At 29.6% G+C, this 24,028-nt stretch carries 21 protein-coding genes; 16 read left to right on the top strand and 5 right to left on the bottom strand.

What is annotated here, in order from left to right; all coding sequences use genetic code 11:
* Position 1 precedes the first annotated feature (1 nt).
* The 5 genes from lysS to L8X36_RS07010 are packed head-to-tail and all read left to right on the top strand — an operon-like array spanning position 2 to position 4,891.
* Positions 2–1,504, top strand: coding sequence for a lysine--tRNA ligase (gene lysS, locus L8X36_RS07030; protein ID WP_263683197.1), 1,503 nt, complete (start codon positions 2–4; stop codon positions 1,502–1,504).
* Positions 1,505–2,746 (top strand): serine hydroxymethyltransferase, encoded by a 1,242-nt coding sequence (locus tag L8X36_RS07025; RefSeq protein WP_263683196.1) that lies wholly within the window; start codon positions 1,505–1,507, stop codon positions 2,744–2,746.
* Positions 2,743–3,288 (top strand): DUF1882 domain-containing protein, encoded by a 546-nt coding sequence (locus L8X36_RS07020; RefSeq protein WP_012661221.1) that lies wholly within the window; start codon positions 2,743–2,745, stop codon positions 3,286–3,288. The genes L8X36_RS07025 and L8X36_RS07020 overlap by 4 nt, the downstream gene beginning before the upstream one ends.
* 17 nt (positions 3,289–3,305) lie before the next feature.
* Positions 3,306–4,112, top strand: coding sequence for an SPOR domain-containing protein (locus L8X36_RS07015; RefSeq protein WP_263683195.1), 807 nt, complete (start codon positions 3,306–3,308; stop codon positions 4,110–4,112).
* Positions 4,109–4,891, top strand: coding sequence for a shikimate dehydrogenase (locus L8X36_RS07010; protein WP_263683194.1), 783 nt, complete (start codon positions 4,109–4,111; stop codon positions 4,889–4,891). Before L8X36_RS07015 ends, L8X36_RS07010 begins: the two co-directional genes overlap by 4 nt.
* On the opposite strand, the gene dnaJ is transcribed toward L8X36_RS07010, so the two are convergent.
* Entirely contained in the window at positions 4,888–6,009 is a 1,122-nt protein-coding gene (dnaJ, locus tag L8X36_RS07005) for a molecular chaperone DnaJ (RefSeq protein WP_263683193.1), read from the bottom strand. The genes L8X36_RS07010 and dnaJ overlap by 4 nt on opposite strands.
* Before the next feature lie 113 nt (positions 6,010–6,122).
* Between dnaJ and L8X36_RS07000 the strand changes: the two genes are divergently transcribed.
* From L8X36_RS07000 to recR, 3 genes are read left to right on the top strand one after another with little or no spacing between them, the layout of a single operon-like run.
* On the top strand, positions 6,123–6,794 hold the full coding sequence (locus tag L8X36_RS07000; RefSeq protein WP_012661225.1) for a response regulator transcription factor: 672 nt from the start codon (positions 6,123–6,125) through the stop codon (positions 6,792–6,794).
* Entirely contained in the window at positions 6,791–8,023 is a 1,233-nt protein-coding gene (locus L8X36_RS06995; RefSeq protein ID WP_263664177.1) for an ArsS family sensor histidine kinase, read from the top strand. The genes L8X36_RS07000 and L8X36_RS06995 overlap by 4 nt, the downstream gene beginning before the upstream one ends.
* Position 8,024: 1 nt before the next feature.
* Entirely contained in the window at positions 8,025–8,597 is a 573-nt protein-coding gene (recR, locus tag L8X36_RS06990; protein WP_263683192.1) for a recombination mediator RecR, read from the top strand.
* On the opposite strand, the gene L8X36_RS06985 is transcribed toward recR, so the two are convergent.
* The 3 genes from L8X36_RS06985 to L8X36_RS06975 are packed head-to-tail and all read right to left on the bottom strand — an operon-like array spanning position 8,584 to position 11,847.
* Positions 8,584–9,612 (bottom strand): hypothetical protein, encoded by a 1,029-nt coding sequence (locus L8X36_RS06985; RefSeq protein ID WP_263683191.1) that lies wholly within the window; start codon positions 9,610–9,612, stop codon positions 8,584–8,586. The two genes, recR and L8X36_RS06985, sit on opposite strands and share 14 nt — an antisense overlap.
* Positions 9,609–11,402, bottom strand: coding sequence for an excinuclease ABC subunit UvrC (gene uvrC, locus L8X36_RS06980; protein WP_263683190.1), 1,794 nt, complete (start codon positions 11,400–11,402; stop codon positions 9,609–9,611). Before uvrC ends, L8X36_RS06985 begins: the two co-directional genes overlap by 4 nt.
* Complete coding sequence (locus L8X36_RS06975; protein WP_263664181.1) at positions 11,395–11,847, bottom strand: hypothetical protein; 453 nt, start codon at positions 11,845–11,847, stop codon at positions 11,395–11,397. The genes uvrC and L8X36_RS06975 overlap by 8 nt, the downstream gene beginning before the upstream one ends.
* A 134-nt stretch (positions 11,848–11,981) precedes the next feature.
* Between L8X36_RS06975 and nhaD the strand changes: the two genes are divergently transcribed.
* Both nhaD and guaA read left to right on the top strand, forming a co-directional pair.
* A complete protein-coding gene (gene nhaD / locus L8X36_RS06970; protein ID WP_263683189.1) occupies positions 11,982–13,340 on the top strand; it encodes a sodium:proton antiporter NhaD in 1,359 nt (452 codons plus the stop codon).
* Positions 13,341–13,349: 9 nt separating this feature from the next.
* The gene (guaA, locus tag L8X36_RS06965) at positions 13,350–14,885 is read left to right on the top strand and encodes a glutamine-hydrolyzing GMP synthase (RefSeq protein WP_263679590.1); all 1,536 of its coding nucleotides are present in this window, start codon (positions 13,350–13,352) and stop codon (positions 14,883–14,885) included.
* Here guaA and L8X36_RS06960 read toward each other — a convergent pair whose 3' ends face one another.
* Positions 14,886–15,437, bottom strand: coding sequence for a class I SAM-dependent methyltransferase (locus tag L8X36_RS06960; protein WP_263664184.1), 552 nt, complete (start codon positions 15,435–15,437; stop codon positions 14,886–14,888).
* 112 nt (positions 15,438–15,549) lie between these two features.
* Here L8X36_RS06960 and L8X36_RS06955 point away from each other — a divergent pair, with 112 nt between their 5' ends.
* From L8X36_RS06955 to L8X36_RS06930, 6 genes are all read left to right on the top strand, one after another.
* A complete protein-coding gene (locus tag L8X36_RS06955; RefSeq protein ID WP_263683188.1) occupies positions 15,550–16,989 on the top strand; it encodes a hypothetical protein in 1,440 nt (479 codons plus the stop codon).
* Between the two features lie 261 nt (positions 16,990–17,250).
* On the top strand, positions 17,251–18,501 hold the full coding sequence (gene purD, locus L8X36_RS06950) for a phosphoribosylamine--glycine ligase (protein ID WP_263664186.1): 1,251 nt from the start codon (positions 17,251–17,253) through the stop codon (positions 18,499–18,501).
* Positions 18,498–18,956, top strand: coding sequence for an RDD family protein (locus tag L8X36_RS06945; protein WP_012661236.1), 459 nt, complete (start codon positions 18,498–18,500; stop codon positions 18,954–18,956). Before purD ends, L8X36_RS06945 begins: the two co-directional genes overlap by 4 nt.
* Positions 18,946–20,982 (top strand): LPS-assembly protein LptD, encoded by a 2,037-nt coding sequence (locus L8X36_RS06940; RefSeq protein WP_263683213.1) that lies wholly within the window; start codon positions 18,946–18,948, stop codon positions 20,980–20,982. Before L8X36_RS06945 ends, L8X36_RS06940 begins: the two co-directional genes overlap by 11 nt.
* The gene (locus L8X36_RS06935; RefSeq protein ID WP_263683187.1) at positions 20,982–21,638 is read left to right on the top strand and encodes a phosphoribosyltransferase family protein; all 657 of its coding nucleotides are present in this window, start codon (positions 20,982–20,984) and stop codon (positions 21,636–21,638) included. The genes L8X36_RS06940 and L8X36_RS06935 overlap by 1 nt, the downstream gene beginning before the upstream one ends.
* 132 nt (positions 21,639–21,770) lie before the next feature.
* Entirely contained in the window at positions 21,771–23,879 is a 2,109-nt protein-coding gene (locus tag L8X36_RS06930) for a polyribonucleotide nucleotidyltransferase (protein ID WP_263683186.1), read from the top strand.
* The last annotated feature ends 149 nt before the right edge of the window (positions 23,880–24,028 follow it).

Raw genomic sequence — 24,028 nt, 5'->3', positions numbered from 1 at the left:
AATGTTTGATAATATTTTAGAGCAACAAAAAATTCAAAAAGCGCAAGAGTTAAAAGAACTAGGAATCAACCCTTATCCACACTTTTTAAAAAAAGAAATGAGTATAAGTGAATATAAGGCTAAATTCATCTATATTAAAGATATAGAAAATCAGCGTGATGAAAATGCTCATGGAGTATTAGCAGGAAGATTAAAGCTTCTTAGGATAGCTGGTAAATCAGTATTTGCTAATATAGAAGATGAACAAGATAATTTACAAATTTATTTCAATCAAAACATTTTAGGGGAAGAATACTTTGCTATTTTAAAAAAATATCTTGAAGTAGGGGATATTGTTTTGGTTAAAGGTTTTCCTTTTATGACAAAAACAGGAGAATTTAGTCTTCATGTAGAACAAATTCAAATAGCTACAAAAGCTATAGTGCCTTTACCGGAAAAATATCATGGGCTGACAGATATTGAGCAAAGATATAGAAAAAGATATCTTGATATGATTATGAATAGTGAGGTGAGAAAAGATTTTATTTTGCGTTCTAAAATCGTTTCTTATATTAGATCTTTTTTTGACAACAAAGGATTTTTGGAAGTTGAAACACCAATGATGCATCCTATTGCAGGGGGAGCAAATGCAAAGCCTTTTGTAACTTATCACAATGCTTTGGGTGTGGAAAGATTTTTAAGAATTGCTCCAGAGTTATATCTAAAACGTTTGATTGTAGGTGGTTTTGAGGCGGTTTATGAGATTAATAGATGTTTTAGAAATGAAGGGATGGATTTAACGCATAATCCTGAATTTACTACAATCGAGTTTTATTGGGCTTATCATAATTATCATGATTTAATGGATTTAACAGAAGAGCTTTTTGCTATGCTTTTAGATAAATTAAAATTAGATAAAAAACTTGAATTTGATGAAAAAATAATTGATTTTTCTAAGCCATTTGAAAGAATTACTTATAAAGACGCATTAAAAAAATATGGCGGTTTGGATGATGAGCTTATTAATAATAAAGAATTAATCTTAGAAAAGCTAAAAAAAGATGGATTTGAAGCCAATGAAAAATTGGAATTAGGTCATTTACAAGCTGAACTTTTTGATAATTATGTTGAAGATAAATTGATTGATCCTACTTTTGTGATAGATTTTCCTATTTCTATAAGTCCTTTATCTAGAAGAAGTGATAAAGATGTAGATATTGCTGAAAGATTTGAGTTGTTTATCGCAGGTAGAGAAATTGCTAATGGATTTAATGAGCTTAATGATCCTCTAGATCAATATGAGAGATTTTTAAAGCAAATTGAAGCAAAAAATGCAGGTGATGAAGAAGCATGCGAAATGGATGAGGATTTTGTTAATGCATTAGGTTATGCTATGGCACCAACTGCAGGACAAGGTATAGGAATAGATAGATTGGTTATGCTTTTAATTAATAAAAAATCAATTCGTGATGTAGTGCTTTTCCCAGCCATGAGACCACTTAAAAATGAGATAAAAGGAGAGTAAATGTTGGAAAAATTTGATAAAGAAATTTTTGATTTAACCCAAAAAGAGTTAGCAAGACAATGCGATGGTCTTGAAATGATAGCAAGTGAAAATTTTACCATACCAGAAGTTATGGAGGTAATGGGAAGTATTTTAACAAATAAATATGCAGAAGGCTATCCTGGTAAAAGATATTATGGTGGATGTGAATTTGTTGATGAGATTGAAACGATTGCTATAGAAAGATGTAAAAAACTTTTTAATTGTAATTTTGCCAATGTGCAACCTAATTCAGGCTCACAAGCAAATCAAGGTGTATATATGGCATTGTTAAATCCAGGTGATAGAATTTTGGGTATGGATTTAAGCCATGGAGGACACCTAACTCATGGTTCTAAAGTAAGTTCTTCTGGAAAGGTTTATGAAAGCTTTTTTTATGGAGTTGAGCTTGATGGAAGAATTAATTATGATAAAGTTAGAGAGATAGCAAAAGAGATTAAACCAAAACTTATTGTTTGTGGTGCTAGTGCTTATCCTAGAGTGATTGATTTTGCCAAATTTAGAGAAATAGCAGATGAGGTTGGCGCGTACTTGTTTGCTGATATTGCACATATTGCAGGCTTGGTTGTAGCGGGTGAGCATCCTAGTCCATTTCCTTATGCTCATGTTATAAGTTCTACTACACATAAAACTTTAAGGGGTCCAAGGGGTGGGATTATCATGTGTAATGATGAAGAAATTGCTAAAAAAATCAATTCTGCAATTTTTCCAGGCATTCAAGGTGGTCCATTAATGCATGTAATTGCTGCTAAGGCTGTTGGATTTAAATATAATTTAAGTGATGAGTGGAAAATTTATGCTAAGCAAATCATCAAAAATACTGCTACTTTGGCACAAGTTTTAATAGATAGAAAATATGATTTAGTCAGCGGTGGTACTGATAATCATTTGATTTTATTAAGCTTTTTAAATAAAGAATTTAGTGGTAAAGATGCAGATTTAGCGCTAGAAAGAGCAGGTATTACAGCTAATAAAAATACTGTTCCAGGTGAAACTAGAAGTCCTTTTGTAACGAGTGGTTTAAGACTTGGAACAGCAGCTTTAACAGCAAGAGGTTTTAAAGAAGAGCAAATTTCTATTGTTGCAAATTATATAGCTGATATTTTAGATGATATACAAAATACAAAATTACAAGAGGAAATTAAGGTTAAACTGAAGGATTTAGCAAGTAATTTTATTATTTATGAAAGGGCTTTATTTTGATTACAACAATGGATTTAGCTTTAATTAAAATGGTTACAAGCCATTATTATATAAAGCGTGATACTATAGTAAATAAATACGAATACAAGGGTAGAATTTTCTTTGATAAATTTGAAAAAGTTAATGCCCCATTAACCGCTAGTGTTATACAAGAGCATATGGAAAAAAAGATAATTGTGGCGCATTCTTTGATCAATAGTTTTGATAAGGTTGAAAATATTGTATTTGATTATAACGGTTTTAACGCGGAGCGTTTTTGGCATAGAGCGCAGCTTGTTTTAAGAGAAGAAGGTTTTATTAATTTTACTGCTTATAGAACAAGAACTAATAATCATTTACATTTGTATATTCATAAAGGACATACAACTTTTAACGAGGCTTGTTCTTTGGGCTCAAAACTATCTTTACTTTTTTCTCAAAAGATGCCAGTAGAGTGGAAGGTTTTTCCTAGTATGGATATACCTAGAGAATTTAATATATTAACCTTGCCTTATGAAGTTTATCAAAAAGAACGTGGCGCTTCTTGGTCTAAACATATGTAATTTTGAAAGGATGAAAAATGGAAGAAAACAATAAAAACGAATTTGATGATATAATTTTGCAAAAAAGCAATAAAAGCGAAAAACTTAAAAAAATTTTACTTAGATCGATTATTTTAATCATTGTATTTTTAGTTGTTATGATAGTAATGAAGCTAATTAATGACCCAGGTGAAGAAAAAACATTACAAATGCCATCAGAACCACAAGAGCAAGCTGCTTATGAAAATAATTTTAATTCTTTGCCTATTACAGATAGTGCTAAAGAAGAGGATGAATTTGAAGCTTTAGCTAGAAAATTAAAAGAAGAGAGTTCTTTGAATGATACAAATACTACCATAGAAGAAAAGCAAGAAGTTCCAAGTAATAGTGTTTTAGATCAAATTACTACAATAGAGCCAAAAGAAGAGCCTGCTAAGGTGGAAGAAAAACAAGAAGAGATTAAACCTATAGAAAAATCTATAGAAAAACCAACTCAAAAACCTTCTGAAAAACCAAAAAATAATATAGTTGAAAAACCAAAAGCTCCAGAGCAAAGCAATACAAATGAATTATTTGAAAGTATCAAAGCACCAAATGTTCAAACACAACTTCCTTCAGGTGCTTATATTCAAGTTTTTTCTTTAAATAGTTTAGATCCTAAATCAAAAGAATTAAATATACTTAAAGAAAATGGATATGATTATAAAATTTATAAAACAACAGTAAATGGCAAAGAGCTAACGAAAGTTTTAGTTGGACCTTATAAAGAGAGTGAATTAAAGACCGAATTAGAAAAAGTACGTTCTAAAATTGCAAAAGGTGCTTTTACATTTAGAGTAAAATGAAAACTTTTGCAGTTATAGGTGACCCTATTATGCATTCTAAATCTCCAAGAATGCATAATAATGCCTTGCAAACACTCAAAGAAGACGCAGTTTATACAAGATATCATCTAAAAGATAAAGCAAAACTAAAAGAGATTATTCAAAAGTTAGATGGTGCTAATATCACCATACCTTTTAAAGAAGCAGCTTGTAAAATAGCTGATTTTAAAGATGAAAGTGTTATACATATAGGCTCTGCTAATACTTTATTAAATAAAGATAATAAAATTTATGCTTATAATACAGATTATTTGGGATTTTTAAAAGCAATTGAGGATTTTTCTTTTATCAAAAATGCTTTGATTTTGGGTGCTGGGGGTACAGCTAAAGCTTTAGCATATGCTTTAAAATCTATGTATATTGAAGTTACAGTAGCAAATCGTTCTAGTGCTAGATTTGAAAATTTAGCTAGCTATCCATGTTTTTTATATAATCAACTTGATTTAAGTAAAAAATTTGATTTGATTATCAATACAACTAGTGTAGGTTTAAATGATGAAAAATTACCTTGCCAAGAAGAGATTTTAAAAAGTATTTTTCAACATGCCAAATATGCTTTTGATGTGATATATGGTAAAAATACACCTTTTTTAAAATTAGCAAGAGAAAATGACTTAAAAATAAAAGATGGTACACAAATGCTTTTATGGCAAGGTGTTTTTGCTCTTGAGTTATTTTTAGAATGTCAAAAAACAGAAGAAATTTTTAAAGCCATGGAAATGGCTTTAAAACTTCCTTAGTGGCTAAACCAAGATTTGATTTTATCAAACAAACTTTCTTGTTCTATAAAGCCTTCTTCATCTGCTAAGCCAAAACTTTTCTCAAGCTGCAATAGTAGATTTTTTTGTTCATCAGTAAGCGTTTTTGGAAATTTTATTTCAATTTGTACAATATGTGAGCCTAATTTTCCATTGTGAATATTTTTAACACCTTCGTTGGCTAATTCGAATTTTTGTTTATCTTTTGCACCGACTGGAAGTTTAAGATCAGCCTCTCCTCTTATAGTGGATACTTTAATAGTTTTTCCAAGAGCAGCTTGGGTAAAAAATACAGGTACTATGGTATAGATATCATCATCATGTCTGATAAATTTATCATCATCTTCTACGATGATTTTGATATATAAATCACCTCTTTGAGAAGAATTTGGAAGCTCATTTGCTTTATTTTGTACTCTAAGACTCATACCGCTGTCTATACCTTCTGGTATATCAAGTTCTATATGATCTTTTATTTCTTCATAGCCATTACCATGACATGTTTTACATTTATCTTTTATAATCTGACCACTGCCTTTACAATGATCACAGCTTTGCACAAAGGTCATAAAGCCTTGTCTAACACCAACTTGCCCTTTTCCTCCGCAATGAGGACAAGTATCTAATTTTCCATTTTCTGAACCACTTCCTTTACATGATTTACAAAAACTTTTATAGGTAAAATCGATCTTTTTTTTACAGCCAAAAACAGCTTCTTTAAAGCTAATTTTTGTCGTTATTTTTAAATCTTGAGGATATTTATTTCCTTTTTCTTTTTTACGTGTTGAGCTGCCAAAACCAAATCCATCTCCAAAAAAGCTCGAGAATATATCCCCTAAATCAACATCTCCAAAACCACCAAAACCACCGGCTTGACCTTTAAGCCCTTCTTTTCCGTATCTATCATATATACTTCTTTTTTCATCATTGCTAAGCACCTCATAAGCTTCATTTACAAGCTTAAATTTCTCTTCTGCTTCTTTGTCTCCTTGATTTCTATCAGGATGATATTTTAAAGCCATCTTTCTGTATGCTTTTTTTATGGTTTCTTTATCTGAAGTTTGGGAAATTTCTAGTATTTCATAATAATTAAGTTCCACTTTTTTCCTCTCTTGAAAAATTAATATTGTAATTTTAGCAAAAAAATAAATGAATAGTTAAATTATGTGTTATAATGTTAAGTTCGTAACATATTTTCACTAAAGGGGTAGAGATGATTAATGTTTTAATGATCGAAGATGATCCAGATTTTGCAGAGTTTTTGGCAGAATATTTGGCCCAGTTTAATATAAAAGTTACTAATTATGAAGATCCATATTTGGGAATGAGTGCTGGTATAAAAAACTATGATTGTTTAATTCTTGATTTAACTTTACCTGGACTTGATGGTCTTGAAGTTTGTCGTGAAATAAGAGAAAAATATAGTATTCCTATTATTATTTCTTCAGCTAGAAGTGATTTGAGTGATAAAATTGTAGGACTTCAAATAGGTGCAGATGATTATCTGCCAAAACCATATGATCCAAAAGAAATGCACGCAAGAATTATGAGTTTGATTCGTCGTTCTAAACGAACCAATGAAACTCCCGAGAAAATAATCAATTCGGCATTTAAAATTGATGAAAAAAGACATGAGATAAGTTATAATGATGAGGTTTTGGTTTTAACTCCTGCTGAGTATGAAATTTTAAGCTATATGATAAGACAACATGGTTTTTCGGTTAGCAGAGAACAACTTGTGTATCATTGCAAAAGCTTAAAAGATAAAGATTCTAAAAGCTTGGATGTTATTATTGGTAGACTTAGAACTAAAATTGGTGATAGTTCAAAAGCGCCAAAACATATTTTTTCAGTTAGAGGAATAGGATATAAATTAATAGGATGAAAGTAACTATTAATCTTAAAATCACCGTTCTTTTTGCAACAGCTTTTTTATTTGTTTGTGCCTTGTTTGTGCTTTTAGGAAAGGTTCAGATTGATTCTTATTTAACCAACGAACAAGGAAGACAAAAAGAAATTGTAGAAAAAATAATATATAATCTAGAAAGAAAAGAAGATTTTTCAATACATGAGTATCTTCTTTCTAAATCTTTTAAATTAGTTGAAAATGATCGCAGCGCAAAACATATCATTGCAAAAGGTGAAAAGGTATTTAGGATTAATTCTTTGTATGGAAGTTTTTCTTCTATTATTTATCATAATCAAATTTTTTTCTATGTAGAAAGATTGAATGCAAAACATCTTTATGAATTAAATGCTTCTACGCGTTTAGAATATTTATTTTTATTAAGTTTCTTTTTTAGTTTGATTTTGATTATATTTTTATATTTTTCAGTATTAAGATCTTTAATGCCTTTAAAAATTCTAAAAAAGAAAATTAAAAATATTAGTGCAGGTAAAATTGAACCTTTATCTGAATACTCTCAGATTAATGATGAAATTTCAGAAATATCTTTTGAATTTGATCATGCTATCAATAAAATTCAAGAGCTTGTAAAATCAAGACAGTTTTTTTTAAGAATGATTATGCATGAGCTTAAAACACCTATTGGCAAAGGTAGAATAGTTTGTGAAATGTTAGATAATCAAAAGCAAAAAGATCGTCTAGTAGCGATTTTTGAAAGACTGGAATTGTTGATTGATGAATTTGGGAAAATCGAAAAAGTCTTATCAAGAAATTGTCAACTTAATTTGCAAACCTATCATTTGAGTTTGATTTTAGAGCAGGCTGAAGATTATTTAATGAGGGATGATTTTTATCAAAAAGTAAAAATATCCTATAAAGAAGATACTATGATAATTGCTGATCTAGAACTCTTTTCTTTAATGCTTAAAAATTTAATTGATAATGCTATTAAGTATTCAGATGATAAAGCGTGTGAGATTATATGCTCTGGGGATTATATAATTGTTAGAAATAAAGGGATGCAGCTTAAAAAAACTTTTGATTATTATTTAAAACCTTTTGTGAGAGAACAAAATACCCAAGTAGAGGGAATGGGACTAGGGCTTTATATTATTAATAATATTTGCAATCTTCACGGTTATAATTTAACCTACAGCTATGAAGATGGCTATCATACTTTTAAAATTGTTTTTTCAAGGTTAAAATAATTTGAAAGGTTTGGAAAAATTTAACGAGCTAGTATCTGCCTTTTCCGCTTTGCCTACTATAGGGAAAAAGTCTGCTTTAAGGCTTGCATATCATGTTTGCATAAAAGATCCCTTATTAGGTTCTAAGCTTGCTTATCATATTGAAGAATCAATTAGAATGATAAAAAAATGCACACAATGTGGTGCTTTAAGTGAAAATGAATTATGCGAAGTTTGTTCTAATATAGAAAGAAATCATAGTATTATTTGTATAGTTCAAGATTCTAAAGATGTTTTGGTTTTAGAAGATAGTGGAAGTTATGATGGGCTTTATTTTGTACTTGATGATACAAGTGAAGAAAATATTATAAAATTAAGAAGCATGATTGAGCATAATAAAACCACAGAAGTATTTTTTGCTTTCACACAAGGTTTAAATTCTGATGCCATTGTTTTTTTCATAGAAGAAAAATTAAAAGATTTAAATTTGAGTTTTTCTCAAATAGCTCAAGGTATTCCAAGTGGTGTTAGCTTGGAAAATGTTGATTTTATATCTTTGCATAAAGCTATAAATCACAGAACTAAGCTTGATTGATATATTGTTTTAACAATGCTAGCCATTCACTTTTATTAATATCATTTAAGATTAAATTTGCAAAATTACAATCTTTAACTCTGTTTTTAGAAAAAAGCAAAATTGCAATTTGTGGATTTTTTATCTTGTACTCTTGTAAAATTTGACTAATATACATTAGGTCAAATTTTATAACCTCATAGTCTACTAAAATTAATTTAAATCTAAATTGTAATGCCTTTTTAAAGTCACTTAAATTATCTATGGTTTGATTATGGGGACAAAATTGATTAGTTATGTTTAAAATAAGATCATTTTCAAAGTAAGAAGATTTAAAAATTAAAACATTATAACAATCTCTTGTAATGTAACACTCTTGTGTAAAATGAGTATTTAAAAAATCAACAATCTCCTCAATATGAATTTCTTCAAAAGTGAAATTTAAAACATCATCTATTTTTTCCTTTGAAATGATAAAAGAATAATTTTTATCATCTTTTTGGTTATGTTTGTATAAAATTTCACTACTAATACCCATTTTAAGCAAAATAGACTGCAATAGAAAATTTTCATTTTTGCTATTATTGATAATACCTGCATGTATGTTTTTAAAGCGTCTATGCTCTAAGTTAGGTTTATAATCATTGATAAAAGGTTTTAATATATAAGCAGAATTATCTAGATATAGATAGCTCAAGCCGTGGACAAGATATTGATAATTTTGTTCTAGATGTAGGTTTTCCTTTTTTTGCTCATGCAGTTTTTTACCCATTAAATCAAACGATAATTTTAAATTTTCTTTTAATTCTTCTAAAGAGTTTGATTTTGGTAAGGAAAAATATTTTTCTATTTCTTGAATCAAGGTTTTGTCTTTTTTGATTTTATGATTTTTTGAGATTATATAAATACAGGCAATAATAAAAATCAAAATACTTATAAAAGTATAAATGAAGAATAATTTTTGATCCATAGGATATAAAAAATAATAATTTAAAAAACATAAAATTAAAGTCAAAACACTAATAAATAATATCATAAATTTTCCTTGATTAATTTAGCTATTTTTGCATTGGAAAGTGATTTTAATTCATCAAAACTAGCTTTGCTAATCTCATCAAAACTACCATAATAATCTAAAAATTTTTTAATATATCCTTGAGAAATTCCAAGTTGTATTAATCTAGAACTTTGCAAATCTTGCTTTCTTTTTGTTTTTTGATGAAAACTAATTGCAAAGCGATGTGCCTCATCGCGTAATTTTTGCAAAAATTGTAATTTTTTATCATCAGTAGAAAGTTGAATTTTGCCTTCTTGAGTATAAATTTTATCTTTCGCACTTCCTTTTGCCCTGTAAGCTTTCGCATCTATTTTCTCTTTGGAAATTGCTAAAATATCTACATTTGCCCCAGAGCTTTTTATGATATCATTGGCTAGCTTTAATAAAGCATCTCCTCCATCAATTAACCATAAATCAGGTGGGGGGTTTTTATCAAATGACAAAGCTCTTTTGCTAAGAGTTTGAAGCATTTGATCATAATCATTTTTATAGGATAAATGGTAGTGTCTATAAGAACTTTTGTCAAATTGTCCATCTTTATAAGCCACCAAAGCACCGACATTCGCTTCACCTTGCATATGAGAATTATCAAAAATTTCTATATAATTAGGATAATTTTGTAGGTTAAAAAAATCTTTTAATTCTTTTAAAAATAAATAATTATCGCTTTTTAAGTGCTTTTGTATGTTTATTTTTGCATTTTCTAGTGCAAGTTCACATAAGGCTTTTTTTTCGCCAAGTTTTGGAGTTTTAAGATGAAATTTTTTAGAAAACCTTTCACTAAGTAAATTTTGCAAAAGGTTCATGTCTTCAAATTCTTCATGCGTATAGATTCGGGTTGAATTTACTGGACTATCTTGGGTATAATTTTCTAATATGTATTGTTTATATATTGCATTTAGGTCAAATTCATCTTGATGATTTAGAGTTAGTACTTTATGGTTTGAGCTGATTATCCTGCCATTGTTTATAACAAAACGCACCATAGAGAGTATATTTGCTTCATTGTGTATGGCAAAAACATCAAAATCTTCTAATTTTGCAAGGTCTATTTGTATTTTTACACTTAAATCTTCTATTGTTTTGATTTGATCTCTTATAGTAGCTGCTTCTTCATAGTTTTCATTTTTTGCATATTCAAACATTTTATTTTCTAAATTTTTTGTCAAAGATAAGGGGTTTAAAAGAGCTTGAGTTGCCTTTTGGATAATTTTTTCATATTCTTGTTTAGAAATTTTTTGCTCACATGGACCTTTGCAACGCTTGATTTGATAAAAAAGGCAAAGCTCCTTACAAGATTTTTTTTGTCTTAGTTCAAATGATAAATACAAAGCATTTAAAAGCTCTTTTGCTCCTTTAAAAAACGGACCAAAATATTTTATTTTGTTTTTTTTGATGATTTTTCTTGTAATTTCAAATCTAGGAAAATCTTCGTTTAAATCTATGTAAATATAAGGGTAGGTTTTATCATCTCTTAATAGTATATTGTATTTTGGATGAAGTTGCTTTATGAAAGAATTTTCTAATATTAAAGCATCAGCCTCGCTTTTTGTGGTGATAAATTCTAGATGATGTGTTTGGCTAATCATTTTTTGAATTCTTAAGCTATTATTAGGATTTGGGCAAAGATTTGGAGTGAAGTTAAAATAACTTCTAACACGGTTTTTTAAATTCTTGGCTTTACCTACATATAAAAGCTTACCTTGAATATCAAAGTATTGATATACACCAGGTAAATTTGGTAAGGTTTTGAGTTCATTTTCAAGCATTTTTTATAAGCTTTCGCAGTTCTTCAAATTTGTTATGTAAAATAGGATTTTCAAAATGATTTTTAAAATTTCCATTAGAAAGCTCTAAGTGAGCTTTTTTATGTTCATTAAAAGTTTTGTTTTTAGAAATAAAGTTTTGATCACTGAGTATTTTTATGTTTTCTACCTTTGCAAAATTACTCATTGGCCTAGCTAAAGTATAGTTTTTTATGAGACTTTTAATCATTTTTTTGGTATTATCGTGATTTAATTCCATATATGCAATGTGGTGCTTAACTAAAATAATCAAAGTATTATTTTTTATAAAGAGTTTAGTAATCATTTGTTGGTGATTGTGATTAAATAAATTTAAAAACTCTTTATATTGAAAAAATATTTTTAAAGGTTTATAATGTTTAAAATCAGCAAGCTCGTTGATGATGTAATGACTCGTTTTAATTTTCATTTAATTATTTTAACATTTTTTTTATTAATATTTCTAAATGCATGTGGTTATAAGGATGCTCCATTTTATGAGATAAAAGATAATAATGGCAGTGTAAAGGAAATAAAAAAATTCCAATCTTTGGAGAGTGAAATATGAATAAAATACTTTTTTTACTTTGTTTTGGTGTTAGTTTTTTGTTGGCTAGTCAAACACATGAACTAAATTTAGCTTTTAGTGTTTTAGGTATAGGTATTTTAATAATTTTTATATTAGGTTATTATTTTATCGCAGCAGAAGAGAAATATCATATCAATAAAACTAAGCCTGCTTTATTTATAGGAACTTTTTCTTTTATTATCATTGGTATATATATGGTAATGAATGATTTAGACACACAAATACTTGAAGAAAGTGTAAATCATCTTATTTTAGAAATTGCGCAAATTGTGTTTTTTTTAATAGCTGCTATGACTTTTATAGAAGCCTTGATAGAAAGATCAGTTTTTGAAACTTTAAAATACAAACTTGTAAGCAAGGGTTATACTTATAGAAAATTATTTTGGCTAACAGGTATTTTAGCTTTTTTTATCTCTCCAATTGCAGATAATCTTACAACTGCTTTGATTTTATCTACTGTGCTTTTAACTATAGATAAACATAATAAAGAATTTTTAATTCCAGGTGCTATAAATATTGTAGTAGCAGCTAATGCTGGTGGAGCTTGGTCGCCTTTTGGTGATATTACTACTTTGATGGTTTGGACAGCAAAAAAAGCCACGTTTTTTGAATTTTTTGCTCTTTTCCCTGCTTCTTTTATTGGTTGGTTGCTTACTGCTTATTTGTTATCACGTTATGTGCCTAATATTAAGCCAAATTTTCACAAAGATAATTTAGAAAAAGTCGAGATTAAACCAGGTGGTAAAGTTTTTATTGTGCTTGGTTTTTTAACTATAGCTTTAGCGGTATTTATTCATAGTATTTGTGATTTACCTGCAATGTGGGGTATGATTTTTGGCCTTTCATTGCTTAGTTTGTATATGTATTTTTTCAACAGAAAACAAGGCAAAAAAGATTTAAATATTTTTCATTATATGACGCGTATTGAGATGGACACTTTATTATTTTTCTTTGGTATTTTATCTGCTGTGGGCGCCTTGCATTTTGTTGGTTGGCTTGCTTATGCTTCTGATCTTTATGCAAAATTTGGAGCTACTAGTATTAATATAGGAGTAGGATTTTTATCTGCTATTGTAGATAATGTTCCGGTTATGAGTGCGGTATTAAAGGCAAATCCAAACATGGATGATACTCAATGGCTTTTGGTAACTCTTACAGCAGGAATAGGGGGGTCTTTGATCAGCTTTGGTTCAGCTGCTGGAGTAGGGGTAATGGGCAAAATGAAGGGAATTTATACTTTTAATGCTCATTTAAAATATGCATGGACGATTTTGGTTGGTTATATAATATCTATTATAGTTTGGTATGTACAATTTCAATTGTTAAATTTGTAAAGGAGTTAGATGAAAAAAGCAGATATTTTAGTTTTGGACTTTGGTTCACAATATACACAACTCATTGCTAGAAGATTAAGAGAACAAGGCGTGTATGCAGAAATTTTACCTTTTAATGTAAGTTTAGATGAGATCAAAGCTAAAGAGCCTAAGGGTATTATTTTAAGTGGTGGGCCAGCTAGTGTATATGCAAATGATGCTTATTTTTGTGATAAGGGTATTTTTGATTTAAATACACCAGTTTTAGGAATATGCTATGGTATGCAACTTATGGCGCATCATTTTGGAGCAAATGTTGCCCCAGCAGGTCATAAAGAATATGGTAAAGCAACTATAGATATTCAAAATGATAGTGATTTGTTTAAAAATTTACCTAAAAAGCAAACGGTATGGATGAGCCATTCTGATAAGGTTGAGAATTTGCCACAAGGTTTTGAGGTTTTAGCGACTAGCGAAAATAGTCCATTTTGTGTATTTGGAGATGAGAAGCGTAAATTTTTTGCTTTACAATTTCACCCTGAAGTGCAACATAGTGAATTTGGAAAAAGCATCTTGAAAAATTTTGCTAAGTATGCATGTAATTGTGATAGTGTATGGAATATGGGATCTTTTGCAAAAACTCAAGCACAAAAAATCAAAGAAGAAGTAGGAAATGATAAAGTACTTTGTGCAGTAAGTGGCGGAGTTGATAGTAGCGTGGTGGCTGCATTGTTGGCAAGTGCGATAAAAGATCAAGTAGTAGTTGTTTTTGTTGATAATGGTCTTTTAAGAAGTGGTGAAAAAGAACAAGTTGAGTATATGTTTAGACACACCTTGGGCATTGATTTAATCAGTATTGATGCTAGAGAGATTTTCTTAAGTCGTTTAGCAGGAGTAAGAGATCCTGAACAAAAGAGAAAAATCATAGGAAATACTTTCATAGAAGTTTTTGAAGAAGAAGCTAAAAAACATAAAGATGTAAAATATCTAGCACAAGGGACTTTGTATACTGATATTATCGAAAGTTCGGTTGTAGGAGCTAGTAAGACTATAAAATCTCATCATAATGTAGGTGGCTTACCTGAAAAGATGAATTTAAAACTCATCGAGCCATTAAAGGAAATTTTTAAAGATGAGGTAAGAGCTTTGGGAATGGAGCTTGGCTTAAGTAAAGATGTAGTTTATCGCCACCCTTTCCCAGGACCAGGCCTTGCTATACGTATAATGGGTGAGGTAAATGAGCCTAGTTTGGAGCTTTTAAGAAAAGCAGATGTTATTTTGATTGAAGAATTAAAAAGCAGTGGCTGGTATGATAAGACATGGCAAGCTTTTTGTGTGCTTTTAAACGTGCAAAGTGTTGGTGTAATGGGTGATAATAGAACCTATGATAACGCAGTTTGTGTGCGCGTTGTTAATGCAAGCGATGGTATGACTGCAACTTTTTCTCATTTACCTTATGAATTATTAGAAAATATTTCACGTCGTATTATTAATGAAGTAGAAGGAATCAATCGCGTAGTGTATGATATTTCTAGCAAGCCACCAGCAACGATTGAATGGGAATGATCATTTAGTGCAAAAATAAACAAAAGCAGGGGGAAGATTTTGCCAAATGATAGGTGAAATTTCTACCTTGCTAAAAGTGGCAAAAAGTTTTTTCTTAAAAGCTCTCCCTTTTGGTGTTGGGAGTATATAAGCAAATGTTGCAAAACAACCATTTTCCTCTAAAGCATCATGAATGGATTTTAGCAATAAATCTTGTTCTTTGGAATTTAATAAAGCCCAAGGAATTCCTGAGATAATTAAATCTACACTATTGATCGCTCTTTTTTCTAACATATTTGGTAAAAATTCTGCTGAGTTGACTTCTATATCTATATTTTTTATCTTTTGCTTTAATTTTTTTGCCATTTGAGGATTGATTTCTACGGCAAAAAAACTTGCATTATGGCTTTTTTGTTTGAGGATATACTTTGTAAAACTTCCTGTACCAGGCCCTATTTCAACGATATTTTTTGCATGTTGGACATGAGAAGTTATGAGTTTACTTAATTTTTTAGAGCTTGCGCAAAACGCACCTGTTTGTTTTGGGTTTTTAAAATATTGATATAAAAACATAAATAAAATACCTAAAGACGTTTATTTTGTGAAATTTTAAAATATAATTGTAAATTTATGAAAACAAAGTTAAAATAAGAATTGAATTTTTCTTTAAATCAAGGATTTGGATATGCACGGAAAAATAATGGTTTATGTGGATGCTACTGGAAGAGGAACAGTAATCAATCTAGCAAAAACATTTTTTGAATTTAATAAACACGCATGGCATGATAAAAGAAGTATGCCAACGGTTGGTATGTTTGTTGAATTTAGATCCGATGGAAAGCATATTACCGATTTACGTCCTTCTAAATTTCAAGAATTTACAGATGGTGATTTTATCAAAGAAAGAGATTTCTGGAAAACAGATAGTGATGATGAATTAGAAGATTTAAGACTGACAAGACGCGATGCTTATGTTCAAGAACTTTATAGAGAAACAGATTATGATAATCTTGATAAAATCACATTAAATTTAACTATCCCACAAGCCATTCAAAGATATTTTTATAATGAAACCTTGTCAATTAATGCAGTAAAAGACATTAACACAGATGAGGTGCCATATATTATTGATTTTTTTGCTATGAAGCGTTTTTTATATAAGGCTTTAGATACTTTATTGTTTTCGGATAATACTATCAATCAAGCTGATTTTTCTGCAATGAAAAATATCATAGTGCACCTTGAAATGTCATATAAAGATATGAAAGACAAGCAAAAGCATATCAATATGGAACGCTTATATGAAGAGGTTTTTTTATCTCATCAGTGTCATTACCAAGCACTTTTGGCTTCAATTGATAACAGAAAAAATAGAAAATTAGCGCTTGATCGTCAAATGAGCACTCTAATAACAGATATAAAATCAAAACAAGCAAGATTAGAAGCAGAAGGCGGAAAAAAACACCAAGAATTAGAAGAAATGATACAAGGTAAAAAACAAAAACTAATAGAATTAAAAAACGAAGCTGATTATTTTACTAAAAGCGTAGAAAGACTAGAGTTGATAAAAAAATCTTTTTATGAAAAAAATTTTACAATTTTTAGTAATAGTTTTAATATGGCAAGAGAAAAGCTTTTTGAAAAGATTAAGCAGGGTTTAAATATATGTGCAACAAAACTAGATATAGAAATTTGGAAAAAATCTTTAAAATCAACAAGCATTAAAAACTCTTATTTTAAAACAGCAAGTGAAATTTCTTTTTGTACGCTTTCTTTTGCTGAGCTTTATTTAAACAGACTAAACAAACATGCTTTAAACCCAAATGATCAATTGTTATTTTCATATGTAAAGAAAGTAAAAAAAGAATGTGAAAAGAATTTCCTAGTTGTAACTTCTAATCCTGATTTATATGTTAATATGAAGATTCAAATTTTTGCAATGAATCCTTATTATGTAGTTAAGCATGCACCTAAGAAAGTAAATTACCAAGGGTTAATGAAAAATACTGAATTTGATATAGTTTATGTCGATGAAAAGACTATATGGGCGCCTGTTGCTGATGTTATTTTGGAAGGAAAATATTTTTTAAAGAAAGATTCTAAGACAAAATTTAAGATTTTATAAAAACCTTTTAAACGCTATTTTTAAGTTTTGTTAGCTATAATTATACTGCCTAAATGGTTCGATATGGTATTAAAGAGGATCCAACACATTAATTATAAGCTGTGATGTGTGATTTACCGTGTTCTGTGACTTCGTTTGAGTTTTGAAAAAAGCGAGAAGCTGCAGCCTTTAAAAATCACCTAATGGCATACTTTGACTTTTTGAGGGTCAGACACTTATACTCCGGCCATTTGGGTTTTTGTAATATTTTTAAGGAAAATAATGAAAATTTTAATACTAGGAAGCGGTGCTAGGGAGTATTCTATCGCTTTGGCTCTTCAAAAAACAAATGATAATTTAGAATTTTATTTTGCTCCAGGAAATGGTGCTACTGCTAAAATAGGAACAAATCTTAATATGAAAGATCCTAAAGTTATAACAGCTTATGCAAAAGCATCTGAGATTGATCTTTGCATAGTTGGGAGTGAGAATTTTTTAGCAGAGGGTATAGTAGATCTTTTTAAAGAAAACAATATTGCTATTTTTGGGCCTACTAAAGCTGCTGCTATGTTGGAAGCTTCAAAATCTTTTATGAAGAGTTTTTTAAAAAAATATAAAATCAAAACAGCTAAATTTTTAAACACAACCGATTATGAAAAAGCTAAGAAATTTATCACGTCTTTAACACCTCCTATTGTTGTAAAAGCGGATGGCTTATGTGCAGGTAAAGGGGTGATTATTGCGCAAAGCCATGAAGAAGCTTTAGAAGCTACTAAAAATATGCTAAGTGGAGAAAGCTTTGGGGAAGCTGGAAAAATTGTTGTGATTGAAGAATATCTTGATGGTTTTGAATTAAGCGTATTTGCAGTTTGCGATGGAAATGATTTTATATTGTTGCCTGCAGCGCAAGATCATAAAAGATTATTAGATAATGATAAAGGGCCTAATACGGGTGGCATGGGGGCTTATGCTCCAAGTACTTTAGCAAGTGAAAATTTGTTAGAGCAAGTGAAGAAAGATATAGTGGCGCCAACTCTTAAAGGCATGAAAGAAGAAGGTGCTGAATTTGTTGGAGTGTTGTTTATAGGCTTGATGGTTGTAAATAATAAACCTTATGTTTTAGAGTATAATGTGCGTTTTGGTGATCCTGAATGTGAGGTTTTGATGCCTTTAATAGAAAATCCTTTGGATTTATTTTTAGCATGTGTGAATAAAAATCTTGCCAATACTCATATAAAAATTAAAAATGAATTTGCTGTGGGTGTGGTTTGTGCAAGTAAAAATTATCCTTACAAGGACTCACCAAAAGCTTTGATTGAGATAGGCGATATTCCACAAAATTCTCATATTTCTTATGCTGGTGTGAGTTTAGAAGATGATAAATTATATGCCAGCGGTGGTCGCGTGTTGGTTTGTGTGGGAACTGGCAAAAGCATTGAAGAAGCTCAAAAAAACGCTTATATACTTTGTGAAAATGTCCATTTTAAAGGAAAACAATACAGAAAAGATATTGCCTTTCAGGTTCTTAAATGAGCACCAATCAAGAATTATTTGATAAGCTAGAAAAAGAAGAAATAAAAATAGCAAGTTTTAAAAAAAGATTTTTAGCTTATGTTGTTGATAGTTTTGTAATTTTGGGCATCGTAAGTATTATTTTGCTTGATAAAATTAATTCTATGCAAACTTATGAAGAAATTCATAATCTTTTAATGCGTTTTGCTGGTGGGATTTTGATTTTACAGTTTGCATACCATAGTTTATTTACTTATTTATATGGCGCAACTTTAGGAAAAATGCTTTTGAAGATCATGGTGATTGATCAAGAATTGCTAGATAAACCAAATTTTACTCAAAGCGCTCTAAGAGCAGGTGTAAGACAAATTAGTGATATGTTGTATGGTTTAGGATTTGCTTGGGCTTTGAGTAATATTGTTTTGAAAACTTGGCATGATTATGCAGCCAAAACAGTGGTGATAGATCTTGCGTAAAATATTGCTTTCTTTAGCTTGCGTAGGGAGTTTGTATGCTTCTAAGGTAGACATTTATGCTTTAGATGTTGTAAAAACAAATGATATTATAGAAGCAAAAAACAATGTGGTTGTAGTTTCTGATTTGTATTTAATAACCGCAAGCGAGGCTAAATTTAATGAAACAACTAAAGATTTAGAATTGTTTGGTGATGTAAATATCTTACGAGGGCAAAAAGAAAGAACCAATTCTACTTATACTAAAATTAATCTTAAAGATAACACAACAGCTTTTAAAAATTTATTTTTTTCAAATAACGATTTAGAGGTTTGGTTGCAATGTCATCAAGCAGATTTAAATGATAAGTTTGTTGTAACTAAAAAGTCGGTTGTTTCTAGTTGCAATGTTGAAAATCCTGATTGGGAAATTCGTTTTGATGAGGGTAAATTAAATAAAGAGAGTAATTTTTTACATCTTTATAATGCAAGATTGTATGTAAAAAATACCCCTGTAATGTATTTGCCGTATTTTGGCTTTAGTGTAGACACTAAAAGGAAAAGTGGTTTGTTAATTCCTCAGGTGGTTTTAAAACAAAGCGAGGGGTTATATTATAACCAACCAATCTATTATGTTATTGATGATAATGCAGATATTCAATTTGAACCTCAAATTAGGACAAAAAGAGGCTATGGATTATACTCAACTTTAAGATTTATTGATAGTCCTTATTCTCAAGGTGAAATTAGCGGTGGTATTTTTGGAGAAAAATCAAGCTATAAAAAAGAAGAAAATTTAAAAAATAAAGAACATTATGGTTTAGAGATTAAATATTCAAGTGAAGCTTTATTCAAGAGCCTTTTGAGTGATGAATTTCAAGAAGGCTTATGGATTGATGCTACTTATTTAAATGATGTAGATTATATGAACTTAAGCTCTAGCGCAAAAACTGAAGCTTCTTTGGTTACCTCAAAAATAAATTATTTCTTATCTGATGATGATAATTATTATGGTGCTTATGCGAAGTATTATATAGACACTTCTAAAATTAGCAACAAAGATACCATGCAAGAATATCCATCTTTTCAATATCATAGATATTTAAATGGTTTTTTTGATAACTATATACAGTATAGTTTAGATGCTTCTTTTCATAGATATTATAGACATACGGGTATTTATGCTAAAACTTTAGATTTTGATTTGCCTTTAATTTATCATACAAGTTTTTTGGATGATTTTTTAAATTTTGCCTTTACAGAAAGAGTTTATGCAAATTTTGTAGATTATTCTAATACAGATATTAAAAATCAAGAGCATTTGTTTAGAAATTCACATAATTTTTCTTTATATACAGATCTTTCTAAACCTTATGAAAATTTTTATCACACTTTATATTTAGGTGCTAATTATTTTATACCTGGAGCCAAATCAGGTAAAATTACCGAAGATTTTATAGAATTAAAAGATGATCCTGAGCAGTTTAATTTTTCGATGTATCAGTATTTTTATAGTGCTTTAGGCAAAAAAAAGCTATACCATAGTTTAAAGGCTAAGTATTTTACCAAAGAAGGTAGTTTTGGTGGTTTTGATAATGTTGTGGAATATTTTTATAATGATTATATAAGTTTAAGAAATGAGGCAGAATATTCAGGAGTAGATAATCGCTTTGATAAAGTATTTAGTGAGGCCTTATTTGATTATGGTGAGTGGAAAGTTAGTTTAAATCATGCTTATAGAATATATGAAAAAGAAAAATATAATTTTTTAGGAACTAAAGCTCAGTATGATATAAATACCAACTATCAAATATTTGGTGGTTTGTGGTTTGATTTGAATAAAGATCCTGAAAAATGGGAGATAGGTTATACTTATCAAAGAAAGTGTTGGAATTATTCTTTGATGTATCGTAAGGATATTTCACCTAAACTTACTAGTGGTGGGATTAGCGCTAAAGATCAAAGTGGTGTGTATTTTATGTTTAATTTTTATCCTTTGGGCGGTGTATCTTATGATTTTTCTCTGGAAGAAAATGAAAGGTCTATATAATGTTTTTTGAAGATGAAAAAGATGCGCTTGAAAGATTATATGATTTACTTCCACTAAATAAATTAAAAGATTATATTATTATTACTCCTTCTTTAAAATCTATAGTTTTTGTTGATGTATTGGCAAAAAAATTAGAAATACCCTATGATTTTTTATTTACAGAGCAAATCAAAGCTCCTAATAATGATGAATGTCAAATAGCTATGATTAGCGAAACAAAAGAATTAGTTTACAATGAAGCCTTAGTTAAGGCTTTTGATATAAGCTTAGATTATATTTATGGTGAGGCAAATAGAACTTATGAAGAAAAAATTTTAAAGAATGTATATCGTTATAGAAAAGGTAATCTTTTAAAAGATTTAAAAGGAAAAAATATTTTAATGTTGCATGAGGGGTGTGAGAGTGGGATTACTGCTTCTTCATGTATAAAAAGTTTGTTAAAAGAAGAGGTTAGTAGTATTATTTATGCCACCGCTTTAATGCCAAGTGATGTATATGATTATATTAGTGTTTTTGCAGATGAGGTTTATTGCGTGCAAAAAATTGATCATTTTGTAGATATTGAGTTTTATTTTAAAAATAAAACGATTTTGCAAGCTCACGAAATTTTAGATATTTTAGAAGAAAGTAGGTATTATTTACCTTTAAAAAAATAAATTTATATCTGAGCAATAAGTTGTTTAGATATAAATTTATAGGCAAAATAAAAACAGGCTTTTTAAGTTTTAGTTTTTAAAATTTAAAAAGCTTATTTGGTTTTGCCTATGATAAAAATTTAAAGGAAAATCATGCGACATGAAATAAATATCAATAATCACCTTGAAATATTTGATACCGATAAAGTGGCAAAACAAGCAGCAGGTGCAGTTTTAATGCAAGAAAAAAATGCAGTGGTTTTGGCAACTGTAGCCAGAGAAGAAAAAATGGTAGAAGAGGATTTTTTGCCTCTTACAGTACAATATATAGAAAAAGCTTATGCAGCAGGTAAAATTCCAGGAGGTTATGTAAAAAGAGAAACTAAGCCAGGCGACAATGAAACATTAAGCGCTAGGATTATAGATAGAAGTTTAAGACCTCTTTTTCCAAAAGGATATGCATATCCAACTCAAATTGTTGTAATGGTTCTTTCTGCTGATCCTGAAGTAGATTTGCAAGTGATGAGTTTAAACGCTGCAAGCGTTGCTTTGTATTTAAGTGATATCCCTATTAAAGCACCTGTTTGTGGTGTAAGAATAGGTCGTATAAATAATGATTTTGTTTTAAATCCAAGCAATAGCGAGTTAAAAAATAGCACTTTAGATCTTTATGTAGCAGGCGTTAAAGATGAGCTTTTAATGATAGAAATGAGAGCTTTGGCAAACAAGCAAGATGATAAACACCGTATGAATGAACTTAGCGAAGATGATACTTTAAAGGCTTTAGATTTTGCAAGTAGTGCAATCTTGCGTGGTTCCAATGAATATGAAAAAGCATTTGCTGCTTATAGAAAAAATTCTAAACTCGAGTTTAAAATAGAGTCAGATAATATTCAAATTATTGACTATATAAAAAATACTTATATAACAAAACTCAAAATTGCTATTAATCAAATGGCAAAAAGTGAAAGGGCAAGTGAAATTTTACAAATAGCAAAAGAGATTGAAAGTGAATCTATGGCTATTGAAAACGAATGGAAATTTGAAGATATTGAAAAAGCTTTACATGCATGCAAAAGAGAACTTATTAGAAACCAAATTATTAATGAAAATAAAAGAGCAGATGGTAGAGGTTTAAAGGATGTTAGAAAAATAGATATAGAAACAAATATTTTACCAAGTGCACATGGATCTTGTCTTTTTACTAGAGGGCAAACCCAAGCCTTAGTTGTGGCCACCTTGGGAAATGATAATGATGCGCAAATGTCAGATATGCTTACAGAAAAAAATCCAATTTGTGAAAAATTTATGGTTAATTATAATTTTCCAGGTTTTTCAGTGGGCGAAGCTAGCCCTATAAAAGCTCCTGGTAGAAGAGAGCTTGGCCATGGAAATTTAGCAAAAAGAGCTTTGTATCCTAGTGTTGATACAGATTATGCTCATACAATTCGTTTGGTTTCTGAAATTTTAGAAAGTAATGGTTCTAGCTCTATGGCTACTGTTTGTGGTGGTGCATTGGCTTTAAGAGCTGCAGGGGTAAAAAGTGAAAAACTAGTAGCAGGTGTGGCGATGGGGCTTGTTTTTGAAGATGAAAAATATGCTATTTTAACCGATATCATGGGGCTTGAAGATCATGATGGAGATATGGATTTTAAAGTAGCAGGAAGCTATGATGGAATCACTGCTTTGCAGATGGATATAAAACTTGGTGGTATAGAGCAACAGGTTTTAAAAGAGGCTTTATATCAAGCAAAAGAAGCTAGGAAGCACATTTTGCAATTAATGGAAGAGGCTAATCAAAACATAGTTGTTAATGAAGCTATTTTGCCAAAGATTGAAATTTTTAATGTAGATCCAAATAAAATTCCTGATATTATAGGTCAAGGTGGTAAAACCATTAAAGAAATTATTGAAAAATTTGAAGTTAATATTGATTTAGATAGAGATAAAGGTGAGGTTAAAATAGCAGGAATTGATCATGATTTGATTTCTCAAAGTAAAGAGTATATATTAAATTTACTTCACTCTAAAGGTTCTAACAAAAAGCGCGACAAAAAGGAAATGCCTAAATTTGATATCGGTGAAGAATTTTTAGGACGAGTTCAAAAGGTTGTAGAATTTGGAGTTTTTGTAGAACTTAAAGAAGGCGTGGATGGTTTATTACATAATTCTAAGATTAAAGAAAAGTTAGAGGTAGGAGATGAAATTAAAGTTAAAGTTGCAGAAATTAAAAATGGAAAAGTATCTTTAGACTTAGCCTAAATTTTGAGCATGTTAAAAAATATGCTCAAAATTTTATATTATATCTTGACAAAAGAATATTCTTTTGGCATAATTTCGTTTTTTGATTGTCTCGTTAGCTCAGCCGGTAGAGCATCTCCCTTTTAAGGAGGGGGCCGTTGGTTCGAATC

The sequence above is a fragment of the Campylobacter sp. CNRCH_2014_0184h genome (assembly GCF_025772985.1).
Lineage (GTDB): Bacteria > Campylobacterota > Campylobacteria > Campylobacterales > Campylobacteraceae > Campylobacter_D.
The sequence above is the reverse complement of the archived record's forward strand: the minus strand, read 5'-3'. Positions and strand labels throughout refer to the sequence as shown.

What these genes read in the sequence shown, in the direction of transcription:
- uvrC (WP_263683190.1), bottom strand. Translation starts at nt 11,402, where the DNA reads ATGCTTGAAAATGAACTCAAAACCTTACCAAATTTACCTGGTGTATAT.
- lysS (WP_263683197.1), top strand. Translation starts at nt 2, where the DNA reads ATGTTTGATAATATTTTAGAGCAACAAAAAATTCAAAAAGCGCAAGAG.
- L8X36_RS06945 (WP_012661236.1), top strand. Translation starts at nt 18,498, where the DNA reads ATGAGCACCAATCAAGAATTATTTGATAAGCTAGAAAAAGAAGAAATA.
- L8X36_RS06955 (WP_263683188.1), top strand. Translation starts at nt 15,550, where the DNA reads ATGCACGGAAAAATAATGGTTTATGTGGATGCTACTGGAAGAGGAACA.
- L8X36_RS07015 (WP_263683195.1), top strand. Translation starts at nt 3,306, where the DNA reads ATGGAAGAAAACAATAAAAACGAATTTGATGATATAATTTTGCAAAAA.
- L8X36_RS06985 (WP_263683191.1), bottom strand. Translation starts at nt 9,612, where the DNA reads ATGATATTATTTATTAGTGTTTTGACTTTAATTTTATGTTTTTTAAAT.
- purD (WP_263664186.1), top strand. Translation starts at nt 17,251, where the DNA reads ATGAAAATTTTAATACTAGGAAGCGGTGCTAGGGAGTATTCTATCGCT.
- L8X36_RS06995 (WP_263664177.1), top strand. Translation starts at nt 6,791, where the DNA reads ATGAAAGTAACTATTAATCTTAAAATCACCGTTCTTTTTGCAACAGCT.
- L8X36_RS07025 (WP_263683196.1), top strand. Translation starts at nt 1,505, where the DNA reads ATGTTGGAAAAATTTGATAAAGAAATTTTTGATTTAACCCAAAAAGAG.
- L8X36_RS06930 (WP_263683186.1), top strand. Translation starts at nt 21,771, where the DNA reads ATGCGACATGAAATAAATATCAATAATCACCTTGAAATATTTGATACC.
- L8X36_RS07000 (WP_012661225.1), top strand. Translation starts at nt 6,123, where the DNA reads ATGATTAATGTTTTAATGATCGAAGATGATCCAGATTTTGCAGAGTTT.
- L8X36_RS07010 (WP_263683194.1), top strand. Translation starts at nt 4,109, where the DNA reads ATGAAAACTTTTGCAGTTATAGGTGACCCTATTATGCATTCTAAATCT.
- guaA (WP_263679590.1), top strand. Translation starts at nt 13,350, where the DNA reads ATGAAAAAAGCAGATATTTTAGTTTTGGACTTTGGTTCACAATATACA.
- nhaD (WP_263683189.1), top strand. Translation starts at nt 11,982, where the DNA reads ATGAATAAAATACTTTTTTTACTTTGTTTTGGTGTTAGTTTTTTGTTG.
- L8X36_RS06935 (WP_263683187.1), top strand. Translation starts at nt 20,982, where the DNA reads ATGTTTTTTGAAGATGAAAAAGATGCGCTTGAAAGATTATATGATTTA.
- L8X36_RS06960 (WP_263664184.1), bottom strand. Translation starts at nt 15,437, where the DNA reads ATGTTTTTATATCAATATTTTAAAAACCCAAAACAAACAGGTGCGTTT.
- L8X36_RS06975 (WP_263664181.1), bottom strand. Translation starts at nt 11,847, where the DNA reads ATGAAAATTAAAACGAGTCATTACATCATCAACGAGCTTGCTGATTTT.